This window comes from Bacillus sp. ms-22, assembly GCF_009759805.1.
Lineage (GTDB): Bacteria > Bacillota > Bacilli > Bacillales > Bacillaceae > Bacillus > Bacillus xiamenensis.
On the sequence record NZ_CP046653.1, the window covers coordinates 1,265,436 to 1,283,966 of the forward strand.

Annotated in this window: 21 protein-coding genes; 16 read left to right on the forward strand and 5 right to left on the reverse strand. The window is 41.6% G+C overall.

Annotation, left to right across the window (positions count from 1 at the left end; all coding sequences use genetic code 11):
* Position 1: 1 nt before the first annotated feature.
* Positions 2-805 carry an NAD kinase gene (locus GPA07_RS06635; protein ID WP_008356109.1) on the reverse strand — a complete coding sequence of 268 codons (804 nt, stop codon included), beginning with the start codon at positions 803-805 and terminating at the stop codon, positions 2-4.
* A gap of 446 nt (positions 806-1,251) precedes the next feature.
* Between GPA07_RS06635 and sppA the strand changes: the two genes are divergently transcribed.
* The 15 genes from sppA (at position 1,252) to GPA07_RS06710 (ending at position 15,914) form a co-directional block, all read left to right on the forward strand.
* Positions 1,252-2,253: a signal peptide peptidase SppA gene (sppA, locus tag GPA07_RS06640; protein WP_157292237.1), complete on the forward strand. Its 1,002-nt coding sequence runs from the start codon at positions 1,252-1,254 to the stop codon at positions 2,251-2,253.
* Positions 2,254-2,267: 14 nt separating this feature from the next.
* Positions 2,268-2,792 (forward strand): RDD family protein, encoded by a 525-nt coding sequence (locus GPA07_RS06645; protein WP_008356106.1) that lies wholly within the window; start codon positions 2,268-2,270, stop codon positions 2,790-2,792.
* A gap of 99 nt (positions 2,793-2,891) precedes the next feature.
* The gene (locus tag GPA07_RS06650; protein ID WP_008356104.1) at positions 2,892-3,599 is read left to right on the forward strand and encodes a DUF2953 domain-containing protein; all 708 of its coding nucleotides are present in this window, start codon (positions 2,892-2,894) and stop codon (positions 3,597-3,599) included.
* A 14-nt stretch (positions 3,600-3,613) separates the two neighbouring features.
* Entirely contained in the window at positions 3,614-4,066 is a 453-nt protein-coding gene (gene ytfJ, locus GPA07_RS06655) for a GerW family sporulation protein (protein ID WP_008356102.1), read from the forward strand.
* Between the two features lie 112 nt (positions 4,067-4,178).
* Positions 4,179-4,679: a thiol peroxidase gene (tpx, locus tag GPA07_RS06660; protein WP_008356100.1), complete on the forward strand. Its 501-nt coding sequence runs from the start codon at positions 4,179-4,181 to the stop codon at positions 4,677-4,679.
* A gap of 88 nt (positions 4,680-4,767) precedes the next feature.
* A complete protein-coding gene (locus GPA07_RS06665) occupies positions 4,768-5,742 on the forward strand; it encodes a class I SAM-dependent methyltransferase (protein WP_071168794.1) in 975 nt (324 codons plus the stop codon).
* Positions 5,743-5,972: 230 nt separating this feature from the next.
* Positions 5,973-7,157 (forward strand): acetate kinase, encoded by a 1,185-nt coding sequence (locus tag GPA07_RS06670; RefSeq protein ID WP_008356096.1) that lies wholly within the window; start codon positions 5,973-5,975, stop codon positions 7,155-7,157.
* A 102-nt stretch (positions 7,158-7,259) separates the two neighbouring features.
* Positions 7,260-7,775 carry a MogA/MoaB family molybdenum cofactor biosynthesis protein gene (locus GPA07_RS06675; RefSeq protein ID WP_157292238.1) on the forward strand — a complete coding sequence of 172 codons (516 nt, stop codon included), beginning with the start codon at positions 7,260-7,262 and terminating at the stop codon, positions 7,773-7,775.
* 173 nt (positions 7,776-7,948) lie between these two features.
* On the forward strand, positions 7,949-9,160 hold the full coding sequence (locus tag GPA07_RS06680; RefSeq protein ID WP_008356091.1) for an argininosuccinate synthase: 1,212 nt from the start codon (positions 7,949-7,951) through the stop codon (positions 9,158-9,160).
* Positions 9,157-10,530: an argininosuccinate lyase gene (argH, locus tag GPA07_RS06685; protein WP_071168796.1), complete on the forward strand. Its 1,374-nt coding sequence runs from the start codon at positions 9,157-9,159 to the stop codon at positions 10,528-10,530. Before GPA07_RS06680 ends, argH begins: the two co-directional genes overlap by 4 nt.
* A 118-nt stretch (positions 10,531-10,648) precedes the next feature.
* The gene (locus GPA07_RS06690; protein WP_157292239.1) at positions 10,649-11,587 is read left to right on the forward strand and encodes a phosphotransferase; all 939 of its coding nucleotides are present in this window, start codon (positions 10,649-10,651) and stop codon (positions 11,585-11,587) included.
* A 61-nt stretch (positions 11,588-11,648) separates the two neighbouring features.
* Positions 11,649-12,404: an SDR family oxidoreductase gene (locus GPA07_RS06695; protein WP_008356086.1), complete on the forward strand. Its 756-nt coding sequence runs from the start codon at positions 11,649-11,651 to the stop codon at positions 12,402-12,404.
* A gap of 66 nt (positions 12,405-12,470) precedes the next feature.
* Positions 12,471-13,154 (forward strand): metal-dependent hydrolase, encoded by a 684-nt coding sequence (locus GPA07_RS06700; protein ID WP_008356083.1) that lies wholly within the window; start codon positions 12,471-12,473, stop codon positions 13,152-13,154.
* A gap of 121 nt (positions 13,155-13,275) precedes the next feature.
* Positions 13,276-14,429, forward strand: a protein-coding gene (locus GPA07_RS06705; RefSeq protein WP_157292240.1) for an IS3 family transposase whose coding sequence is annotated in 2 segments (ribosomal slippage) — positions 13,276-13,549 and positions 13,549-14,429 — 1,155 coding nt in all. Because the reading frame shifts where the segments join, the coding sequence is not laid out codon by codon here.
* A gap of 162 nt (positions 14,430-14,591) precedes the next feature.
* Positions 14,592-15,914: a CBS domain-containing protein gene (locus GPA07_RS06710; RefSeq protein WP_071168798.1), complete on the forward strand. Its 1,323-nt coding sequence runs from the start codon at positions 14,592-14,594 to the stop codon at positions 15,912-15,914.
* A gap of 39 nt (positions 15,915-15,953) precedes the next feature.
* On the opposite strand, the gene GPA07_RS06715 is transcribed toward GPA07_RS06710, so the two are convergent.
* A complete protein-coding gene (locus GPA07_RS06715; protein WP_003216665.1) occupies positions 15,954-16,256 on the reverse strand; it encodes a YtpI family protein in 303 nt (100 codons plus the stop codon).
* A 147-nt stretch (positions 16,257-16,403) separates the two neighbouring features.
* On the opposite strand from GPA07_RS06715, the gene GPA07_RS06720 reads away from it, so the two are divergent.
* Positions 16,404-17,342, forward strand: coding sequence for a DHH family phosphoesterase (locus GPA07_RS06720; RefSeq protein WP_008356077.1), 939 nt, complete (start codon positions 16,404-16,406; stop codon positions 17,340-17,342).
* A 49-nt stretch (positions 17,343-17,391) separates the two neighbouring features.
* Here GPA07_RS06720 and GPA07_RS06725 read toward each other — a convergent pair whose 3' ends face one another.
* From GPA07_RS06725 to GPA07_RS06735, 3 genes are all read right to left on the reverse strand, one after another.
* The gene (locus tag GPA07_RS06725; RefSeq protein ID WP_008346082.1) at positions 17,392-17,577 is read right to left on the reverse strand and encodes a YtzJ family protein; all 186 of its coding nucleotides are present in this window, start codon (positions 17,575-17,577) and stop codon (positions 17,392-17,394) included.
* 109 nt (positions 17,578-17,686) lie between these two features.
* On the reverse strand, positions 17,687-18,190 hold the full coding sequence (gene ytrI / locus GPA07_RS06730; RefSeq protein WP_008356075.1) for a sporulation membrane protein YtrI: 504 nt from the start codon (positions 18,188-18,190) through the stop codon (positions 17,687-17,689).
* On the reverse strand, positions 18,187-18,528 hold the full coding sequence (locus tag GPA07_RS06735; RefSeq protein WP_008356072.1) for a sporulation membrane protein YtrH: 342 nt from the start codon (positions 18,526-18,528) through the stop codon (positions 18,187-18,189). Before GPA07_RS06735 ends, ytrI begins: the two co-directional genes overlap by 4 nt.
* Positions 18,529-18,531 lie beyond the last annotated feature (3 nt).

The window sequence follows — 18,531 nt, forward strand, 5'->3', positions numbered from 1 at the left end:
ATTAAAGGAATCTGCGTTTTACTTTTTCCCAATAGGAGTTATCTTTCAATTTGACCGTTTTAATTACTTTGCCTGAAAGTCCAATGTCAATTTGTTTGACGTGTTTTGTACCGAGCGCTTCGTTATCAAGTCCGATAATCGGATGGTCGTTTCCATCTTGGACCACCTTCAGCGTCAGCTTGCGGTCACTGCTTAAAATAAATGGGGCGCCAAGTGTCCGGTACGAGTTGTTATTCAGAGATGCAAGCTCTGTCACTTGCATACAAGGAAGCATCGGGTCAACCACGGCGCCGTTTACGGATTTGTTGTATGCCGTTGAGCCGGTCGGAGTGGAAATAATCATCCCGTCACCTCTAAAGGTTTCAAAATGAAAATCATCTATATACACATCGATGACAAATGTTTTAATGATGCTAGAGCGGATCGACAGTTCGTTTAAGCAATGGAATTGATTTGTACTGTCGATGCTTACATCAATGATTGGATATTTTCTTACTTCAATTTTTTCGGTGTTCATGGCATCAATCATTTTATCAAAATGCTCTAATGAAAAATCACAGTATAAATGTGAATTCTCTGTTTTTGATACCCCTACATACAAGCAGTCATCACGGAATTTCGTTTTACGAACTGCTTGAAGAAATGTGCCATCTCCGCCAATTGAAGCAATAATATGGGCATCTTCTGCACGCTTGACGACTTGAAAGCCTTGATCGGTAGCGAGCTTCTCCAGAGAAGAAATATGTCCATCCAATTCATGATCTTTTTTGTAAAAGAAAAATACATTGCGGCGATTGTCTGTCATTGACGTTCTCCCCTTTGTTGTCAAAAATAGATTTCCATTATTAAAGGGCTTACATATAAAACCCTTGGTCACATTTTACACTTTTTTCATATGAAAGTAAAAATATTAGAAAGACGCAGATGATACTAGGTTCTTCTTTTAGAAATGAGTCGATGTAAGTGATTCGAACTCGCTGACTTTGAGCATAATTTAATAGCTGTTTTTTGATGCAGGAGAGGTTTGGGTGTTTCGTTGTGGTGAGTATCTATGCTATTAGGTGTGGGGAGAGGATAAAATAGCCAATTTCTCGTGGTGAGATTCTCATGATAAAAGATGTAAAGTTGATCGTCATTTAAGATCGGTGCTATCATATGTTGAAATGAAATGTAAAAAAACCACAGTTCTTGTGAAACATTTCATGTGTGTATTCGTATGAATGAAGTGAGACAAAAAAGGAGGAGAAAGAGATGAATGCGAAAAGATGGGTAGCGTTAATCATTGCACTTGGTGTTTTCGGATTTTCGATTCTGATTAGTATCACGATGGCCGTGTTCGAAAACTTCAATGACAATAAAATGAGCTATCAATTTGGGGATGAAATCGAAGAAAAGGTACTAGAGGAAGGGAGCGGAGCGAATAAAATTGCCGTTCTTGAGATTAATGGAACGATTCAAGATAACGGCGGTGCATCAAGCCTTTTAGGCGGAGAAGCGTATGACCATCGTGCGTTCTTAAAAGAAATAGATAAAGCAAAAGATGATATTTCTGTAAAAGGTATACTGCTTCGCGTCAACTCTCCTGGCGGCGGTGTCTATGAAAGTGCTGAAATACATAAAAAATTAGAAGAAGTGAAAAAAGCAAAGAAGCCAATTTATGTATCTATGGGATCAATGGCGGCTTCTGGCGGCTATTACGTGTCGACACCAGCGAACAAAATCTTTGCTTCACCTGAAACATTAACCGGTTCTCTAGGTGTCATCATGCAAAGCTTGAATTATTCAAAGCTTGCGGATAATTTAGGCATTAAATATGAAACCATTAAGAGTGGAAAATATAAAGACATCATGTCTCCAAATCGTGATATGACAAAGGATGAACGCAGCATCATGCAAAGCATGGTCGACAACTCTTATGAAGGGTTTGTCAAAGTCATCTCGGAAGGACGCGGCATGTCTAAAAAAGACGTGAAGAAAATTGCCGATGGCCGAGTATATGACGGAACACAGGCGAAGGCCAACGGGTTAGTGGATGAGCTTGGATACTATGAAGATGCGCTAAAAGCGATGAAGAAAAATGAAAAAGGCTTAAAAGGAGCAAAGGTTATCAGCTATTCTCAAAGCTTTGGCTGGAACTCTCTCCTTAATATGAGTGCAACCAAGCTCTTTAAAAGTGAAATTGATTTTCTGAATTTAAAAGAAACACTGGCTGGCTCAAATGGGTCTAAACCGATGTATCTCTATTCAAAATAAAGGAGGGATCATAGATGGATTCTACATTCGATGAAGTAAAGGGAAGCCGCAGCCAAGAGGAAGACTCGAAGCCGGTCCTTGCGAAGCGCGCTTCAATTGAGACACAGGCCTTTGCCGGTTTTTGGATTAGATTTTGGGCATTTATCCTTGATTGGCTCGTCGTCTGGGGTGTTAACCATTTGACGGTTTCTCCAATCTTTAGTCTGTTTGGCTGGTCAAAAGGCGGCGGCTGGTTTTCGCCATTTTCCGTCACGACGACGATTGTCTTTCTGCTTTATTTTGCGATCATGACGAAAATGTTTCAACAAACCCTTGGGAAGATGGTATTTGGAATCAAAGTTGTCTCACTTCAGCCTGAGAAGCAGCTGTCATGGGATGTCATTGTCTTTAGAGAAATTGTTGGCCGATATATTAACACGCTTTTTGTTCTCTATGCTGTTGTTGGGTTCTCACCGAAAAAGCAAGGGGTTCATGACTACTTTGCGGATACAGTGGTCGTCCATGAGCATTTATATGAAAAAACAGAATCAAACGTGTAACCTACAGGGAGTTTGACCGGTGCCGGTCAAACTCTTTTTTGATGATTGGGTATAAAATCTGGAATCAAAGCCATAATCGTAGAGGAAGCAAGATTTGTTATGGAGGAAGTGAGCGCAGTGCTGTACGTTTGGATCGCAGCTTTTTTGTTTCTGGTGATCTTATTGATCTTCATGAAAGTGACCCTTTCACTGGACTATTCACATGCAAATGACAATGACCACATTGCGGTGAAGGTCATCACCTTATACGGAATCGTTAGACTGAAGAAAGACATTCCGATGGTGAAATTGAACACGGAAGATCAAACCATTGATATTCGTGAAAAGAAAATGGCCAGCTCCAAAACGCCTAATCACGAAAAAGAAACCATCCATAAAAAAGTCGGCAAGCGTGATGTGAAGGAAATCCTTCAGCAAATGGAGCGCATCACAAAAGAGATTGTCGATCTAAACAGGATCATGCGTAAGTTCTTCATTCATATAAAAATTGTCTCGTTTCACTGGTCAACATGGATTGGTTTTCATGACGCAGCTTTAACAGGTGTGGCAGCCGGCGGCGTTTGGTCAGTCAAAGGAGCGCTCCTTGCCTTTATGCAGGAGCATCTCACCTTTAAGCGTAAACCTGTCTATGAAGTGATTCCCGCTTTTCAGCACAATGTGTCACAGACACACTTTACATGTATAGCTTATTTTCGTATTGGACATGCTATGCTTGCAGCCATTCGATTACTTGTCCATTGGTTAAAAGGGAGAAAGGCGAGGAAAAATGCCTCTCTTCAAGCAACGAAGAATGAATCATCTGTTTAAGGAGGAACCCGAAAATGGCAGATCATCCAATCCAAGGTCTCATGAAGACAGCGATGGAAAACTTAAAAGAAATGATTGATGTGAATACGATCATCGGCGATCCAGTCGAAACCCCTGACGGCAGTGTCATTCTCACTGTGTCAAAGGTCGGTTTTGGATTTGCAGCCGGCGGCAGTGAATTCAACGGTAACCAAAAGAAAGAAAAACGTTCTGATGAACAAGAACGAAAAGAACCGAAACTCCCATTTGGCGGCGGAAGCGGCGGCGGGGTATCCATTACACCAATCGCCTTTTTAATTGTGGGAACAAATGGTGTTCGAATGCTTCATTTGGATGAACACACACATCTGCTCGATAAAATATTGGATTCTGCTCCTCAAGCAATTGAACGTCTTCAGCACATGTTTAAGAAGGATGAACGGGAGCACCGTCACAAAGAACGAAAACTAGATGACATAGACCTTTAAAAAGTTAGCTGCGCTGCAGTTAACTTTTTTTTCAAAATGGACGATTAGGCTTTGCAGTTTTTGGCGTTCTCTACTATGATAGAACCATACATTTGATAAGGGAGGAATTGTTTTGGCATCGATCACATTTAAAGGGAGCCCAGTAACGCTTGTAGGAAATGAAGTGAAAGTAGGCGAGCAGGCTCCTGATTTTACGGTATTAACGAACTCACTAGGGGAAGTTTCACTTTCTGATTTAACAGGAAAAGTGACGATCATCTCAGTGATTCCTTCTATTGATACAGGTGTGTGTGACGCACAAACAAGACGTTTCAATGAAGAGGCAGCTGGTTTAGGTCCAGTCAATATTTATACGATTAGTGCAGACCTTCCATTTGCACAAGCACGCTGGTGCGGAGCAAACGGAATTGAAAATGTCGAAACATTATCTGATCATAGAGATATGTCTTTTGGTGAAGCATTTGGTGTTTATATGAAAGAATTGCGTTTATTGGCGCGTGCAGTCTTCGTATTAGACCCGAGCGGAAAAGTGGTTTACACTGAATACGTAAGCGAAGCAACGAATCATCCAAATTATGAAAAGGCCATTGAAGCTGCAAAAGCACTGTTATAAAAGCAGCATCGACAAGAGCTCCGGCTTCATACTGGGGCTCTTTTCAATGAGAATATATAGCTTTTAGCAAAGCGAGGAGAGAAAAGCATTGCAGAAAGATCAAGTGAGTACGATTTTTGAGCTGCTCGATACAGCGTCCATTCGTTTAAAAAAGGAACAGGACATTTCCTATATTGAAGCATTGGCAGAAGCAGGAGAAGCCTTTTTCCAGGCAAATGATCGAAACGGTTTACTAAAAGATTTAATAGAGAAAGCAGATTTCGCCTCTTATGATCATGAGCAGATTCGTAAAGCGTTTCAGCTCGCCGTATTAAAAGGACAAAAGGATATTTCACATCCAAACCGGCAGATGACACCTGATACAATTGGTCTGTTTGTCAGCTATTTGGTCAATAAATTTTTAGAAGGACAAAAAGAGCTGGTTGTCTTTGATCCAGCAGCGGGAACAGGGAATTTACTGCTAGCAGTCTTAAACAATCTCACTGCAGAAACAAAACGTGGTTTTGCCTCTGAAATTGATGACGTGCTTATTAAAATTGCGTGGGCACAAGCGAACTTAGAAGAGAAAGAAGTAGAGCTTTTCCATCAGGACAGCCTTGAGCCGCTTCTCATCTCACCGGCAGATGTGACCGTGTGCAGTCTTCCAGTCGGCTATTATCCAAATGATGAGCGTGCGGCAGACTATGAATTAAAGGCAAAAGAAGGCCATTCCTTTGCCCATTATTTATTCATTGAACAAAGTCTTCGTTACACGAAAGAAGGCGGCTTCTTATTCTTCATCATTCCAAACGATTTGTTTGAAGGAAAAGAAAGCGTGCAATTGAAGGATTTCATCAAAGATCACGCGTATATGAATGCTTTAATTCAGCTGCCAGTCTCCATGTTCAAAGACAAAAAGCACGCCAAAAGCCTATTCGTGATGCAAAAGAAAAAAGAAGGACTAAAAGCGCCGAAACGGATGCTGTTTGCGAACCTTCCATCTTTCTCACAGAAGGAAGCGATGGTGAGTGTCATGAGAAAATTAGACCAGTGGTTTATTGAAGAAAAAGAAACGAAAGAATAGCCAGAGTGATGTCTGGCTATTTTTATTATTCAGAAAATAACGACTTATCGATGTAAGCGGTAACAGTTCGAAGGTGTACTTGAAATGCAAAGTTTTCAATGTTTAAATGAAAAAGTCAGATATTTTTCGGACTTATCGTTAAACTATAAAAGACCCGTTCAACAGGTTGAATATAGCACCGGAAAAAACGTGAAACCTTATATAACAACAGAGTAAAAGGAGCGACAAGAATGTCCAAAATTATTGCAATCAACGCAGGAAGCTCATCTCTTAAATTTCAATTGTTCAATATGCCAGAAGAAACCGTTTTAACGAAAGGTCTTGTTGAAAGAATTGGAATGGACAACAGTATCTTTACGATTTCTGTAGATGGAGAAAAGAAAACAGAAGTCACTGATATCCCAGATCACGCAGTAGCGGTAAAAATGCTGCTTGAAAAGCTCATTGAATTCAACATCATCAAAGACTTTAACGAAATTGATGGTGTAGGACACCGCGTCGTTCACGGTGGAGAAAAGTTCAGCGATTCTGTTCTATTAACAGACGAAGTCATCAATGAAATTGATCAGCTTTCTGAGCTTGCACCACTTCACAACCCTGCAAACGTTGTAGGAATCAAAGCATTCAAACAAATTCTGCCTGACGTTCCAGCGGTGGCTGTGTTCGATACAGCCTTCCACCAAACGATGCCAGAGCAGTCTTACCTATACAGCCTTCCATACGACTACTACAAAAAATATGGTATTCGTAAATACGGATTCCACGGGACAAGCCACAAATTCGTCACAGAGCGTGCAGCAGAGCTATTAGGCCGTCCTCTTGAAGAGCTTCGTTTGATTTCTTGTCACTTAGGAAACGGTGCAAGTATTGCCGCAGTTGAAGGCGGAAAATCAATCGATACATCAATGGGCTTCACACCACTTGCGGGTGTTGCGATGGGTACACGTTCAGGTAACATTGACCCTGCCCTTATTCCATTTATTATGGAGAAAACAGGACATACTGCTGAAGAAGTTCTTTCTACTTTAAATAAGAAGAGTGGTCTTTTAGGGGTGTCTGGTCTTTCAAGTGATCTTCGTGATATCGAAGAAGCAACAGAAGAAGGAAACGACCGTGCAGAAGTAGCGCTTGATATTTTTGCAAGCCGTATTCATAAATACATCGGTTCTTATGCAGCGAGAATGAATGGCGTAGATGCAATCATTTTCACAGCTGGTATCGGTGAAAACAGTTCAGAAGTGAGAGCACGTGTACTTCGTGGTCTAGAATTCATGGGCGTATACTGGGATCCTTCTCTTAACAACATGAGAGGCGAAGAAGCATTCATCAGCTACCCTCACTCTCCTGTGAAAGTGATTGTCATTCCAACGAACGAAGAAGTCATGATTGCAAGAGACGTTATGCGTTTAGCGTAATAAGTTGTGCAGCTCTTTCCCTATAAGGGAAAGAGCTTTTTTCTATTCAAAGCAGCATGCTATAATGTGGTGCAATACGAAGTGAAAGGGACGGTGTGAGCAATGAGCGTTGAAGAACATAAACGAGAAGCGAAAAAGAGGCTGAACATAAAAGTCATTACAGTCAGTGATACAAGGACAAAAGAAACAGATAAAAGCGGCCGTCTGATGATTGATTTGCTTAAAGAACAGGGGCATCTCATTTTGGCATACGATATTGTAAAAGATGACATTGGAGCGATTCAAGACGCCGTTTTAGAAGGAACAAGTGAAGCGAAGATTGATGCCATCTTGTTAAACGGGGGAACAGGGATTGCAGCAAGGGATGTCACGATTGAATCCATTACACCTCTTTTCTCAAAAGAGCTGCCGGGCTTTGGAGAAATTTTTCGCATGCTGAGCTATACAGAAGATATTGGATCAGCCGCTATCTTATCTAGAGCGACGGCAGGGGTGATGAACCAAAAAGCCGTCTTTGCCACACCGGGATCTACCGGAGCGGTACGTTTAGCCATGACAAAACTCATCATTCCAGAGCTCCCACACGTCATACGTGAGCTTGAAAAAGATGAAATATAACCCAAAATGACTCTGCCAAGAAAATTTGGCAGAGTTTTTTTCATAAAGGGGTTGAAAAAACAATTTTTCCTTGTTACAGTGTATACATACTAAATGCATGTTTATAAATTAAAACTTATTTTTATGCAAAAAACATTCACAGAATCAAAACAAGCGAGAGGAGCTTTTCAAACATGTCACAAAATAAAAAAGTCGTATTAGCATATTCCGGAGGTCTTGATACCTCTGTTGCAGTTAAATGGTTACAAGAGCAAGGATACGAGGTTGTCGCTTGCTGCCTGGATGTAGGTGAAGGAAAAGACTTAGCATTCGTTCAGCAAAAAGCACTTCAAGTCGGAGCCGTTCAATCATACATGATCGACGCAAAAGAAGAATTTGCTGAAGAATTTGCACTTGCTGCACTGCAAGCACACACGATGTATGAAGGGAAATACCCGCTTGTGTCTGCACTATCTCGTCCGCTTATTGCAAAGAAATTAGTGGAAGTAGCAGAGAAAGAAAATGCAGTAGCCGTTGCACACGGATGTACTGGAAAAGGAAACGACCAAGTTCGTTTCGAAGTATCCATTAAAGCATTGAATCCAGACCTAGAAGTTCTTGCACCAGTGCGTGAATGGAAATGGTCTCGTGATGAAGAAATCGAATATGCACAAAAACACGGCATTCCAATTCCGATTAACTTAGACAGCCCGTATTCAATTGACCAAAACCTTTGGGGCAGAAGTAACGAATGCGGCATCTTAGAAGATCCTTGGGCTGCGCCGCCAGAAGGTGCATATGACCTGACAAACCCACTTGAAAAAACACCTGACACACCTGAGATCATTGAAATCACGTTTGAAAAAGGAAAACCAACAGCCATTGACGGTATCCAGTATTCATTATCTGATCTCATCCTTCATTTAAATGAAGTCGCTGGTCAGCATGGTGTTGGCAGAATCGATCACGTGGAAAACCGTCTTGTTGGAATCAAATCTCGTGAAGTGTACGAGTGCCCAGGCGCAGTTACACTATTAAAAGCACATAAAGAGCTTGAAGACTTAACACTTGTCAAAGAAGTGGCGCATTTTAAGCCAATCGTTGAACAAAAAATGGCTGAATTAATATACAACGGCCTATGGTTCTCACCACTAAAAGCAGCACTAGATGCATTCTTACAAGAAACACAAAAGAACGTAACAGGTGTTGTACGTGTGAAACTATTTAAAGGCCATGCCATTGTAGAAGGACGTAAATCACCATATTCACTTTATGATGAAAATCTAGCGACTTACACAAAAGCAGATGAATTCGATCATGATGCAGCTGTAGGATTTATTAACCTTTGGGGTTTACCAACAAAAGTAAACAGCATCGTGAATAAAAAGGAGCAGGTTAAAGCATGAAAAAGCTTTGGGGAGGCCGATTTCAAAAAACACCAGAAAAATGGGTCGATGAGTTTGGCGCGTCCATTCATTTCGACAAACAATTAGTCAAAGAAGATCTGACCGGCTCCCTTGCCCATGCAAGTATGCTGAATAAATGCGGTATCCTCGGCGATGAGGAGGCCGCTGTCATCAAAGACGGATTGAATACCCTGATGAAAAAGGCAGAGGCGGATGAACTCGATTTCTCAGTAGACTATGAGGATATTCACCTAAACCTTGAAAAAATGCTCATTGATGAGATTGGTCCGCTTGGAGGCAAATTGCACACAGCGAGAAGCCGGAATGATCAGGTCGCAACCGATATGCATTTATATTTGAATAACCAAGTAGAGCATATCATTGAGCTGATCTCTTCCTTTCAAACGGTGCTTGTAGAAAAGGCAGAACAGCACGTTGAAACGATCTTTCCAGGATATACGCACCTGCAGCGTGCACAGCCTATTTCCTTTGCCCATCATATGCTTGCGTATTTTTGGATGCTTGAGCGTGACAAAGCGCGCTTTCAAGATTCTTTGAAGCGGATTAACGTCTCCCCGCTTGGGTGCGGGGCGTTAGCAGGAACGACATTCCCAATTGATCGTGAATATACAGCAGAGCTGCTTGGCTTTGATCATATTTACGAGAACAGCCTTGATGGTGTGAGTGATCGGGACTTCATTTTAGAATTCTTGTCTAATAGTAGCCTTGTGATGATGCATCTCTCACGTCTTTGTGAAGAAATCATTTTATGGTGCTCTCAAGAATTCAAATTCATTGAACTTGATGACACGTACGCAACAGGCAGCAGCATGATGCCGCAAAAGAAAAACCCGGATATGGCAGAATTGATCCGCGGGAAAACAGGCCGGGTATATGGCAACCTGATGGGGCTTCTCACCATTATGAAAGGCTTGCCGCTTACGTATAACAAAGATCTGCAAGAGGACAAAGAAGGCATGTTTGATACGGTAAAAACGATCGCTGGCAGCCTTCAAATCTTCACAGGCATGATTCAAACAATGACAGTGAACGAAGACGTTATGAAAAAAGCAACAAAAGAAGATTTCTCAAATGCGACAGAGGTGGCAGACTATCTTGCGAAAAAAGGCATGCCATTCCGTGAAGCACACGAAATCGTTGGCAAACTTGTGTATACATGCATTCAAAAAGGTATCTATCTAAGTGATCTTCCTTTTGAAACATTTACAGAAGCAAGCGATCTTTTTGAACAAGACATTTACACTGTTCTTGATCCATATGTTGCTGTTGAAAAAAGAACAAGTGCAGGAGGTACTGGATTCAAACAAATTCAGCTTGCTTTAGAAAAAGCAAAAGCCTGCCTAGCGTAACTCACCAAAACCATTCGTTGATACGGATGGTTTTTTGTAATGAAAAAAGGAGATTGATCATCATTGGAGAAAATGAAAGCGTACCAGAGTCAAGCTGAGGAAGGAGTGACAGCAGATCATGAAGAAAACGCTGGAGGCTTTGTTTCATCAACCGATCGTATCAGTTAAAACGTTAGGAGAACAATATGCCGGACGGGCTAATGATGTGTGGCTTGTCTCCTTACAAGATCAAACGGAATACGTGATTAAATCTCCTAAAATGGCAAGAGAAGAAAGTGAATTTGTCTTTGGGATCAACATGATCTATGGAGTAGATGCCCATACTGTACAAGAGCATATCGATCAAATCAATCAAAAGCTGTCTCATACGAATTCCTTTCATATTCCAGAAGTTGTTCGTAAAGTGAAGAAGGCAGGGAGATATTTTTATATCATGGAAAAAGTAGAAGGAACACCTTTAACATCTTTTGAGGGTCGTTCATCAAACTTCTATCAAGATTATGGGAGGAAACTAGCACGTCTTCATTCAGATCGAATCCACTCTTTCGGTGCAGTATACGGAGCTGAAAAGCGGCATTTGAGAGAATTTCATGCTCTGTTAAAAAAGGCCGTGTCCAAACTGATCAGCTGCTATTACGCTGATCAGACTGAACTTCAGTGTTATGCAGAAATTGTGCAGCAAAAGCTTGGCAAGCTGAGGCCTCCTGATTCAGCCAGTCTCATTTTAATTGATTTAGATCCGTCGCAATATATTGAAAAAAATGATCAAGTGACGAGTCTAGTTGATACGGAATATGTCGTATATGGACCAGCTGCGTTTGATTTTATTGCACTGGAATACCTTTTGACGAAAGAAGCTGCACAGGATGTTCAAGCGGGCTATGAAGAGATTTGTCCGCTTCCTCGCCAGCTTCATGAGGTGAGAGAATGCTATCGTTTTGTTTCGCTCCTTCTCGATATCCATGGCTCATGGGATATGAAAAAGTGGATGAATCACCCTGTACGGTTTACGAGCAAAAATGAAGGGTTCAATAGTGCGAAGGGAGCCGGTTTATAGTAAAGTAAAGATAGTATGAGAAACACATGAACTTGCAACCTTTGCTTTAGGAGGAGATTGTGTGCGACACGCATTAATAACAGCGGGTTCTAAAGGGCTTGGCCGGAAAGTCACCGAGTCTTTACTGAATATGGGGTATTCTGTGACAGTGAATTATCGAAGTGATGATGAAGCTGTGCGGCAGATGAAAGAAGAATTGCAGGAATATGAAGATAAGCTTCAATTTGTCCAAGGTGATGTGACAAACAAAGAAGATTTAAAAAACATGGTCGAGCTGGCAATAGAGCGGTTTGGGCGGATTGACGCTCTAATCAATAATGCCGGGCCTTATATTTTTGAACGAAAGAAACTCGCAGATTACTCTGAAGATGAATGGTATCAAATGATGGAAGGCAACCTATCAGCGGTGTTCCATTTGTTCCGAATGGTCATCCCCATGATGAGAAAGCAAGGCTTTGGCCGCATCATTACGTATGGCTTCCAAGGGGCAGATCATGCACCAGGCTGGATGCACAGATCAGCCTTTGGAGCGGCAAAAGTGGGACTGGCGTCATTGACGAAAACCATTGCGATAGAGGAAGCTGAAAATGGCATCACGGCCAATATGGTTTGTCCAGGCAAAATCGTTGGAGATATGAAAGAATCGACAATAGAAGCAGCCCGTCAGATGAAAGACGATGAAACACCAATTGGCAGGTCTGGTACTGGAGAAGATATCGGGCGCATCATTTCATTTTTATGCGATGACCGCTCTGACCTGATTACAGGAACCGTTATTGAAGCAACAGGTGGTCTTAATGTCATTCACAGGCACTAAGTTTTTCAGCTTTTTATAGAGGGAATAGGTGAAATGAGATCAAATTCGAAAGGTGGATATACTCACATGAAAGCTACATATCACGGACATTCAGTCGTACACATTGAAACAAACGGATACCATATTTGGATTGATCCATTTTTAAATGGAAATAAGCACACAGATATCAAGCCGCAAGATGTCAAAGCGGATGTCATTTTACTCACGCACGGGCATGGAGATCACGTCGGTGACACGATTGAAATTGCTAAAAACAATGACGCGCTCGTTATTGCGCCATTCGAACTTGCCACTTATTTAAGCTGGCAAGGGGTGAAAACGCACCCGCTTTCTATTGGAGGCGGACGTGAGTTTGAATTTGGTAAAGTTAAGCTCACACAAGCGTTCCATGGTTCTGCTATCATTGATGAAGAGGCAAAAACGATTACGTATACCGGCATGCCATCAGGAATTTTATTTACAGCTGAAGGCAAAACGATTTATCACGCTGGGGACACGGCCCTCTTTTCAGATATGAAGCTGATTGGGGAGCTGAATCATATTGACCTAGCCTTCCTTCCAATTGGTGATAACTTCACCATGGGACCAGAGGATGCAAGAATTGCAGCAGAATGGCTTCGTGCTAAGCAGGTCGTTCCGATTCATTACAGTACATTCCCGCCGATTGAGCAAGATCCTCATGCATTTGCAGACAGCCTGCATGGCGGTGTGGGTCACGTTTTAAACAGCGGAGAATCCATCAATATTTGATCTTCATTAAGTAAAGCCGGTACACAAAGGGACTGACCCCATAAAGTGAGACAAATAAAAACACCTTTAAGTTGAAAATCGGGTATATCATATCTGAAAACAATTTGGAGGTGTTTTTTGTATGGGAACAAGAGTCAGTTACCCCGCAAGTGTAAAAGAAGAGGCGGTTCAGATGAAGTTGGCAGGAGTCTCAACAAAAGAAATCATGGACAAGCTAGGAATTAAGAATAAAACACAAGTGAAAACTTGGATGAAATGGTATCACAATGGTGAAACCCACCGGTTTCATCAACCTGTTGGAAAGCAGTATTCATACGGTAAAGGACCTGAATACCAAGATGAAAACGAGAGATTGAAAACAGAAAATCGCTATCTAAAACAACAAATAGACATATTAAAAAAGTACCGAGAATGGGAAAGGTGGTGGAAAAAGAAGCACTCGTGTCGATCTACGAAACGGTAAAAGATAAAGTGAGTGTCAGTGAATTCTGTCAGCTATTTGAAGTGGCTAAATCAACATTTTATCGTTGGAAAAAACAAGATCATCATCACTCAAAGCAACATGGGTTAATCAAGCTTATTTCAACACTTTGTAAGTTGCACAAGTATACGTATGGGTATCGTAAAATAACGGCTCTTCTACGCAAAGAAATGAAGATCAACCATAAGAGAGTACAACGAATGATGCAAACCTACGGTTTGCAGTGTCGTGTGAAAGTGAAAAAGCGTAAACAGACCGGTCAACCCTATTACATTGCAGAAAATCACTTAAAACGAGATTTTTCTGCGACCAAGCCACTTGAAAAACTGGTGACAGATATCACGTATTTGCCATTTGGGCAAAAAATGCTTTATCTATCCAGCATAAAAGATTTATATACAAGTGAGATTGTGGCTTATACGATTGGTGATAAACAGGATGTTTCTCTTGTTTTAGATACATTGAAGCAGTTAAAGACACTGCCTAAAGGCTGCGTACTTCATAGTGATCAAGGTTCGGTCTACACTTCTTATGCTTATCAAAAGGAGATAAAGGAAAAAGGCATTACCATGAGCATGTCCCGTAAGGGAATGCCCGCTGATAATGCCCCCATCGAATCCTTCCACTCAAGTTTAAAATCAGAAGGATTTTATCTCCACCACCTGACAAACACTACAACAGCCATTGTAGAAAAAACAGTCAGGGAGTATATTGATTATTATAACAATATCCGAATTCAATTGAAATTAAACAGCCAGTCACCAAAAGAGTTTCGGCAACTGGCTGTTTCGTAAAGGTGTTTTGATCCCTGTCTCAAAAACGGGGGTCAGTCCCAAATGCCGGTTTTTTTGTTTGCCTGTCTCGTGCTGGCGTAAAAGACAAATTGCTATTAAAAGCCTCCTGCCCTTATAATGAAACATAGATGAAAACGCTGAAAACAAAAAGGGTGAACGGGATTGGCGACAAAGCATGAGCAAATTTTATCGTATATTGATTCATTAGACGTCGGGGAGAAAATCTCTGTCCGGCGCATTGCGAAAGAAATGAAAGTGAGTGAAGGCACCGCTTATCGGGCCATCAAAGATGCTGAAAATAAAGGATTCGTCAGTACCATTGAACGAGTCGGCACCATTCGAATTGAACAGAAGAAAAAAGAAAATATTGAAAAGCTGACCTATGCGGAAGTGGTCAATGTCATTGATGGGCAGGTGCTTGGAGGACGAGCCGGCTTACATAAAACCTTAAATAAATTTGTCATCGGTGCAATGGAACTGGATGCGATGATGCGATACACAGCAGCTGGCAACCTGCTGATCGTCGGAAACCGAATCAATGCTCATAGGCAGGCGTTAGAGGCAGGAGCGGCTGTGCTAGTCACAGGCGGATTCTCAACAGATGAGGAGATCATTCAGCTTGCAGATGAGCTTGAGCTTCCCATTTTATCGACAAGCTACGATACATTTACGGTAGCGGCTCTCATTAACCGGGCCATTTATGACCAGTTAATTAAAAAAGAGATTGTGCTTGTAGAAGATATTTTAACGCCGATTGAACGGACCGTCTATTTATCGCCAGAGGACAAGCTTGAGAAGTGGTATGAGAAGAATTATGAAACTGGACACGGCCGTTTTCCAGTAGCAGACGATCAAATGAAGATTCACGGCATTCTTACCTCAAAGGATATTGCAGGTCATGACCGCTCCACACCGATTGAAAAGGTGATGACGAAAAATCCGCTCACCGTCATTGGCAAAACATCAGTCGCCTCAGCAGCCCAAATGATGGTATGGGAAGGCATTGAAGTGCTACCAGTTGTAGATGATCATGCGAAGCTGATTGGGATGATCAGCCGGCAAGATGTGCTGAAGGCGCTGCAAATGATTCAGAAGCAGCCGCAGGTTGGTGAAAAGCTGGATGATGTCGTTTCAAGAGGATTTAAAGAGACCGATACGGAAAAGCCAAAAACAGATGCGGTGTATCAATATGAGGTCACACCACAAATGACAAATCAGCTTGGCAATATTTCATATGGTGTGTTTACGCAAATTTTAATTGAATCAGCCAATCGCTTCTTAAAATCTCATAAAAAAGGCGAACTGATTGTGGAAAGTCTCTCTGTCTACTTCTTAAAACCGGTTCAAATGGAATCAACGATTCAAATCAAGCCGAATATTTTAGAAGTAGGACGCAAGTTTGGAAAGCTGGAAGTGGAGGTTTACCACCAGTCAAATATCGTAGGGAAAGCGATGCTGATGGTGCAGCTGATGGAGAGAGGATAAATGACAAAAAAGGGCGACATACACTCGCCCTTTCCTCTATTATGCGTGATCTTTTTCGCCTTCCTTTAAAAAAAGCGGAAGGTAGTGCTTGTAGGCTTTATACCCAGCCCACGTACTGCCGATACCGACTGCAACAAAAATAAATCCAATGACAAATGCGAGTGACGAGCGGTTTAAAAATAATTGATTCACACCGAAGAGCAGGACAAAGCAGCCGAGTGCCATACTTGATTTTGCAGACCAGAATTTTTTCTCGACCGGCCGGTTCGTACGGACGTTTTTTGCTTTGTAGTATAAATAAAACATGGCAGAACAAATAATAAACACAATCAAAACAAGCATGTGCCAAGCCTCCATTGTAAGTGATTACAACCCTATTTTAAACGTAAATAGGCTTGCTTACTAGAATAAATTGTCTATTCCTCACTTTTCCGTCAGGATAGATTATGATTTAATAATAAAAAGAGTATCGCATGAGAAGGAGTTTTTATGAAAAAAGAACTGATTAAAACCATATCATTATATGACACCATCATCATTCATAGACATGTAAGACCTGATCCTGACGCGTATGGATCGCAGTGCGGCCTTACAGAAATCTTGCGTGCCACCTATCCAGAAAAAAATATTTATGCGACAGGAACCCCTGAGCCATCCCTTTCATTTTTATATGAATTAGATGAGGTGCCGGATGAAGTGTATAAAGGCGCCCTTGTCATTGTCTGTGACACGGCGAATCAAGCAAGAATTGATGATCAGCGCTATTCTATGGGTGATAAGCTGATGAAAATTGATCATCATCCAAATGAAGATCCGTATGGTGACTTGCTTTGGGTTGATACAGAGGCAAGCTCTGTGAGTGAAATGATTTATGAGCTGTATTTAGAGGGGAAAGAAGAAGGATATCAGCTGAATACAAAGGCGGCTGAACTCATTTATGCCGGCATTGTAGGAGATACAGGCCGTTTCCTTTTCCCAAATACGACGAAAAAGACACTCAAATATGCAGGGGAACTTATCGAATATCCGTTTTCATCATCAGACCTTTTCAATCAATTGTATGAAACGGATTTGAATGTCGTGAAATTAAATGGCTATATTTTTCAGCATATCTCTTTGTCAGAAAATGGGGTAGCCTCTGTTTTTATTAAGCGTGACATTTTGGAATCGTTCCAAACAACGGCGCAGCAAGCCTCACAGCTTGTTGGGACACTTGGAAATATTGCAGGGATTAAGGCTTGGGTCTTTTTTGTGGAAGAGAACGATCAGATTCGTGTCAGGTTCCGCTCAAAAGGCGTTGTGATTAACACCATTGCTAAAAAATATCATGGCGGCGGTCACCCGCTTGCAGCCGGTGCGTCCATATATGATTGGGCCGTGGCAGATGAAATTTTGCGTGATTTAGAAGAAGTATGTAAATCATCGTGAGAGAGGGGCTTCAAGTCCCCCTCTCTTTTTTTGAGCTTTGAGAAAAGGGTTACTTGGATACAGGAATAAACCAGCAGCCGATGTCAGTTGAATCTTCATAGGCTTGGAGATTTTGATGCTTTAATTCTTTTTTAATTAAATGGGCCATCATTTCTGTCTCAGCATAAGCGCACATGCCGTCTTTAATTCGGCTTGCTTTGTCTCGTGCCATTTGACGATAGCTGTAAACCTCCATTGTTCTCACCTCTTTCTTGTGAAGATCTCGTTCTTCTTTTAGTGTATAAAAATGAAGAGTGAAAAGCGATCATTGAGAGCAGAAATTCATAAAAATTCCACATCATCATTTATTCAGCAAATGAAATCCGTACTTCAAGTGAAAGCTTCGTATAAATCGTTAGCTCTGTGACTTTGGCGCGGTATGCCTTTTCCCTAATCGTATATTCTTTATTTTCCACTGTCCGCTTTAACAGCTCTTTTGTTTTATAGACACTTTCAATATCCTTTGTAATGACCTCTGAGATATCCTCTTTGACCTGTTCTTCAAACTTTAGCGTATCTGGCTCAGGGATTTTATACTGCTCACGATTGACGAGATGAACGTCTATGCTTTGGATCAGCAGCCGCTGCTTATTGTCTTCATTTAATTTATGCAGATCTTCCCGATAGAGTGTGATTTGTTCTTTCAGACTGTCCATATGGTGCTGCTGGCTTCTGAGGAGCGTCACCTGCTTTTCCTGAAAGATTCCATACGTAAAAAGGAAAATCAGCCAGCTGATAATCGCGCCGAACATCATTCCAGCAAAAAAACGCTGCCAGCCTGGACGTTTATACAGCTCCGGCACCCTCATGATGACACATGCTCCTGGGTGAGCCATGTAATAATGAGATAGCCCGTTTGTGCCCCGCCCATAGCAGAGACAATCAATAAAATCTGCTTGAAAATATCACGCGTGTTCCCTTCAAAAATACCTCTTTCAAAGCTATAGACGGCATCAAATGTTCCGCCGATTGCGGCGACAAGCGCCCAAATTTTTAAGCGATTGGCCAGACTTGAAATGATTGATAGTGGCGGCTGACCAGATAAATATGCACCTACACCGCCTATAATGGCACCGCCCAAAATGACCCCCAGTGCGATAAAGTAACAACTAATAAAATTCGGAATAAAGGCTTCCTTCACATCCATTTT

Bases quoted from the DNA above. Each gene is read 5' to 3' on its own strand.
- GPA07_RS06715 (WP_003216665.1), bottom strand. From the start codon at position 16,256: ATGCTTGTTTTGATTGTGTTTATTATTTGTTCTGCCATGTTTTATTTA.
- ytrI (WP_008356075.1), bottom strand. From the start codon at position 18,190: ATGAGGGTGCCGGAGCTGTATAAACGTCCAGGCTGGCAGCGTTTTTTT.
- GPA07_RS06735 (WP_008356072.1), bottom strand. From the start codon at position 18,528: ATGGATGTGAAGGAAGCCTTTATTCCGAATTTTATTAGTTGTTACTTT.
- ytfJ (WP_008356102.1), top strand. From the start codon at position 3,614: ATGGCAGATCATCCAATCCAAGGTCTCATGAAGACAGCGATGGAAAAC.
- GPA07_RS06675 (WP_157292238.1), top strand. From the start codon at position 7,260: ATGAGCGTTGAAGAACATAAACGAGAAGCGAAAAAGAGGCTGAACATA.
- GPA07_RS06680 (WP_008356091.1), top strand. From the start codon at position 7,949: ATGTCACAAAATAAAAAAGTCGTATTAGCATATTCCGGAGGTCTTGAT.
- argH (WP_071168796.1), top strand. From the start codon at position 9,157: ATGAAAAAGCTTTGGGGAGGCCGATTTCAAAAAACACCAGAAAAATGG.
- GPA07_RS06670 (WP_008356096.1), top strand. From the start codon at position 5,973: ATGTCCAAAATTATTGCAATCAACGCAGGAAGCTCATCTCTTAAATTT.
- sppA (WP_157292237.1), top strand. From the start codon at position 1,252: ATGAATGCGAAAAGATGGGTAGCGTTAATCATTGCACTTGGTGTTTTC.
- GPA07_RS06720 (WP_008356077.1), top strand. From the start codon at position 16,404: ATGAAAAAAGAACTGATTAAAACCATATCATTATATGACACCATCATC.
- GPA07_RS06690 (WP_157292239.1), top strand. From the start codon at position 10,649: ATGAAGAAAACGCTGGAGGCTTTGTTTCATCAACCGATCGTATCAGTT.
- GPA07_RS06725 (WP_008346082.1), bottom strand. From the start codon at position 17,577: ATGGAGGTTTACAGCTATCGTCAAATGGCACGAGACAAAGCAAGCCGA.
- GPA07_RS06635 (WP_008356109.1), bottom strand. From the start codon at position 805: ATGACAGACAATCGCCGCAATGTATTTTTCTTTTACAAAAAAGATCAT.
- GPA07_RS06650 (WP_008356104.1), top strand. From the start codon at position 2,892: ATGGAGGAAGTGAGCGCAGTGCTGTACGTTTGGATCGCAGCTTTTTTG.
- GPA07_RS06645 (WP_008356106.1), top strand. From the start codon at position 2,268: ATGGATTCTACATTCGATGAAGTAAAGGGAAGCCGCAGCCAAGAGGAA.
- GPA07_RS06700 (WP_008356083.1), top strand. From the start codon at position 12,471: ATGAAAGCTACATATCACGGACATTCAGTCGTACACATTGAAACAAAC.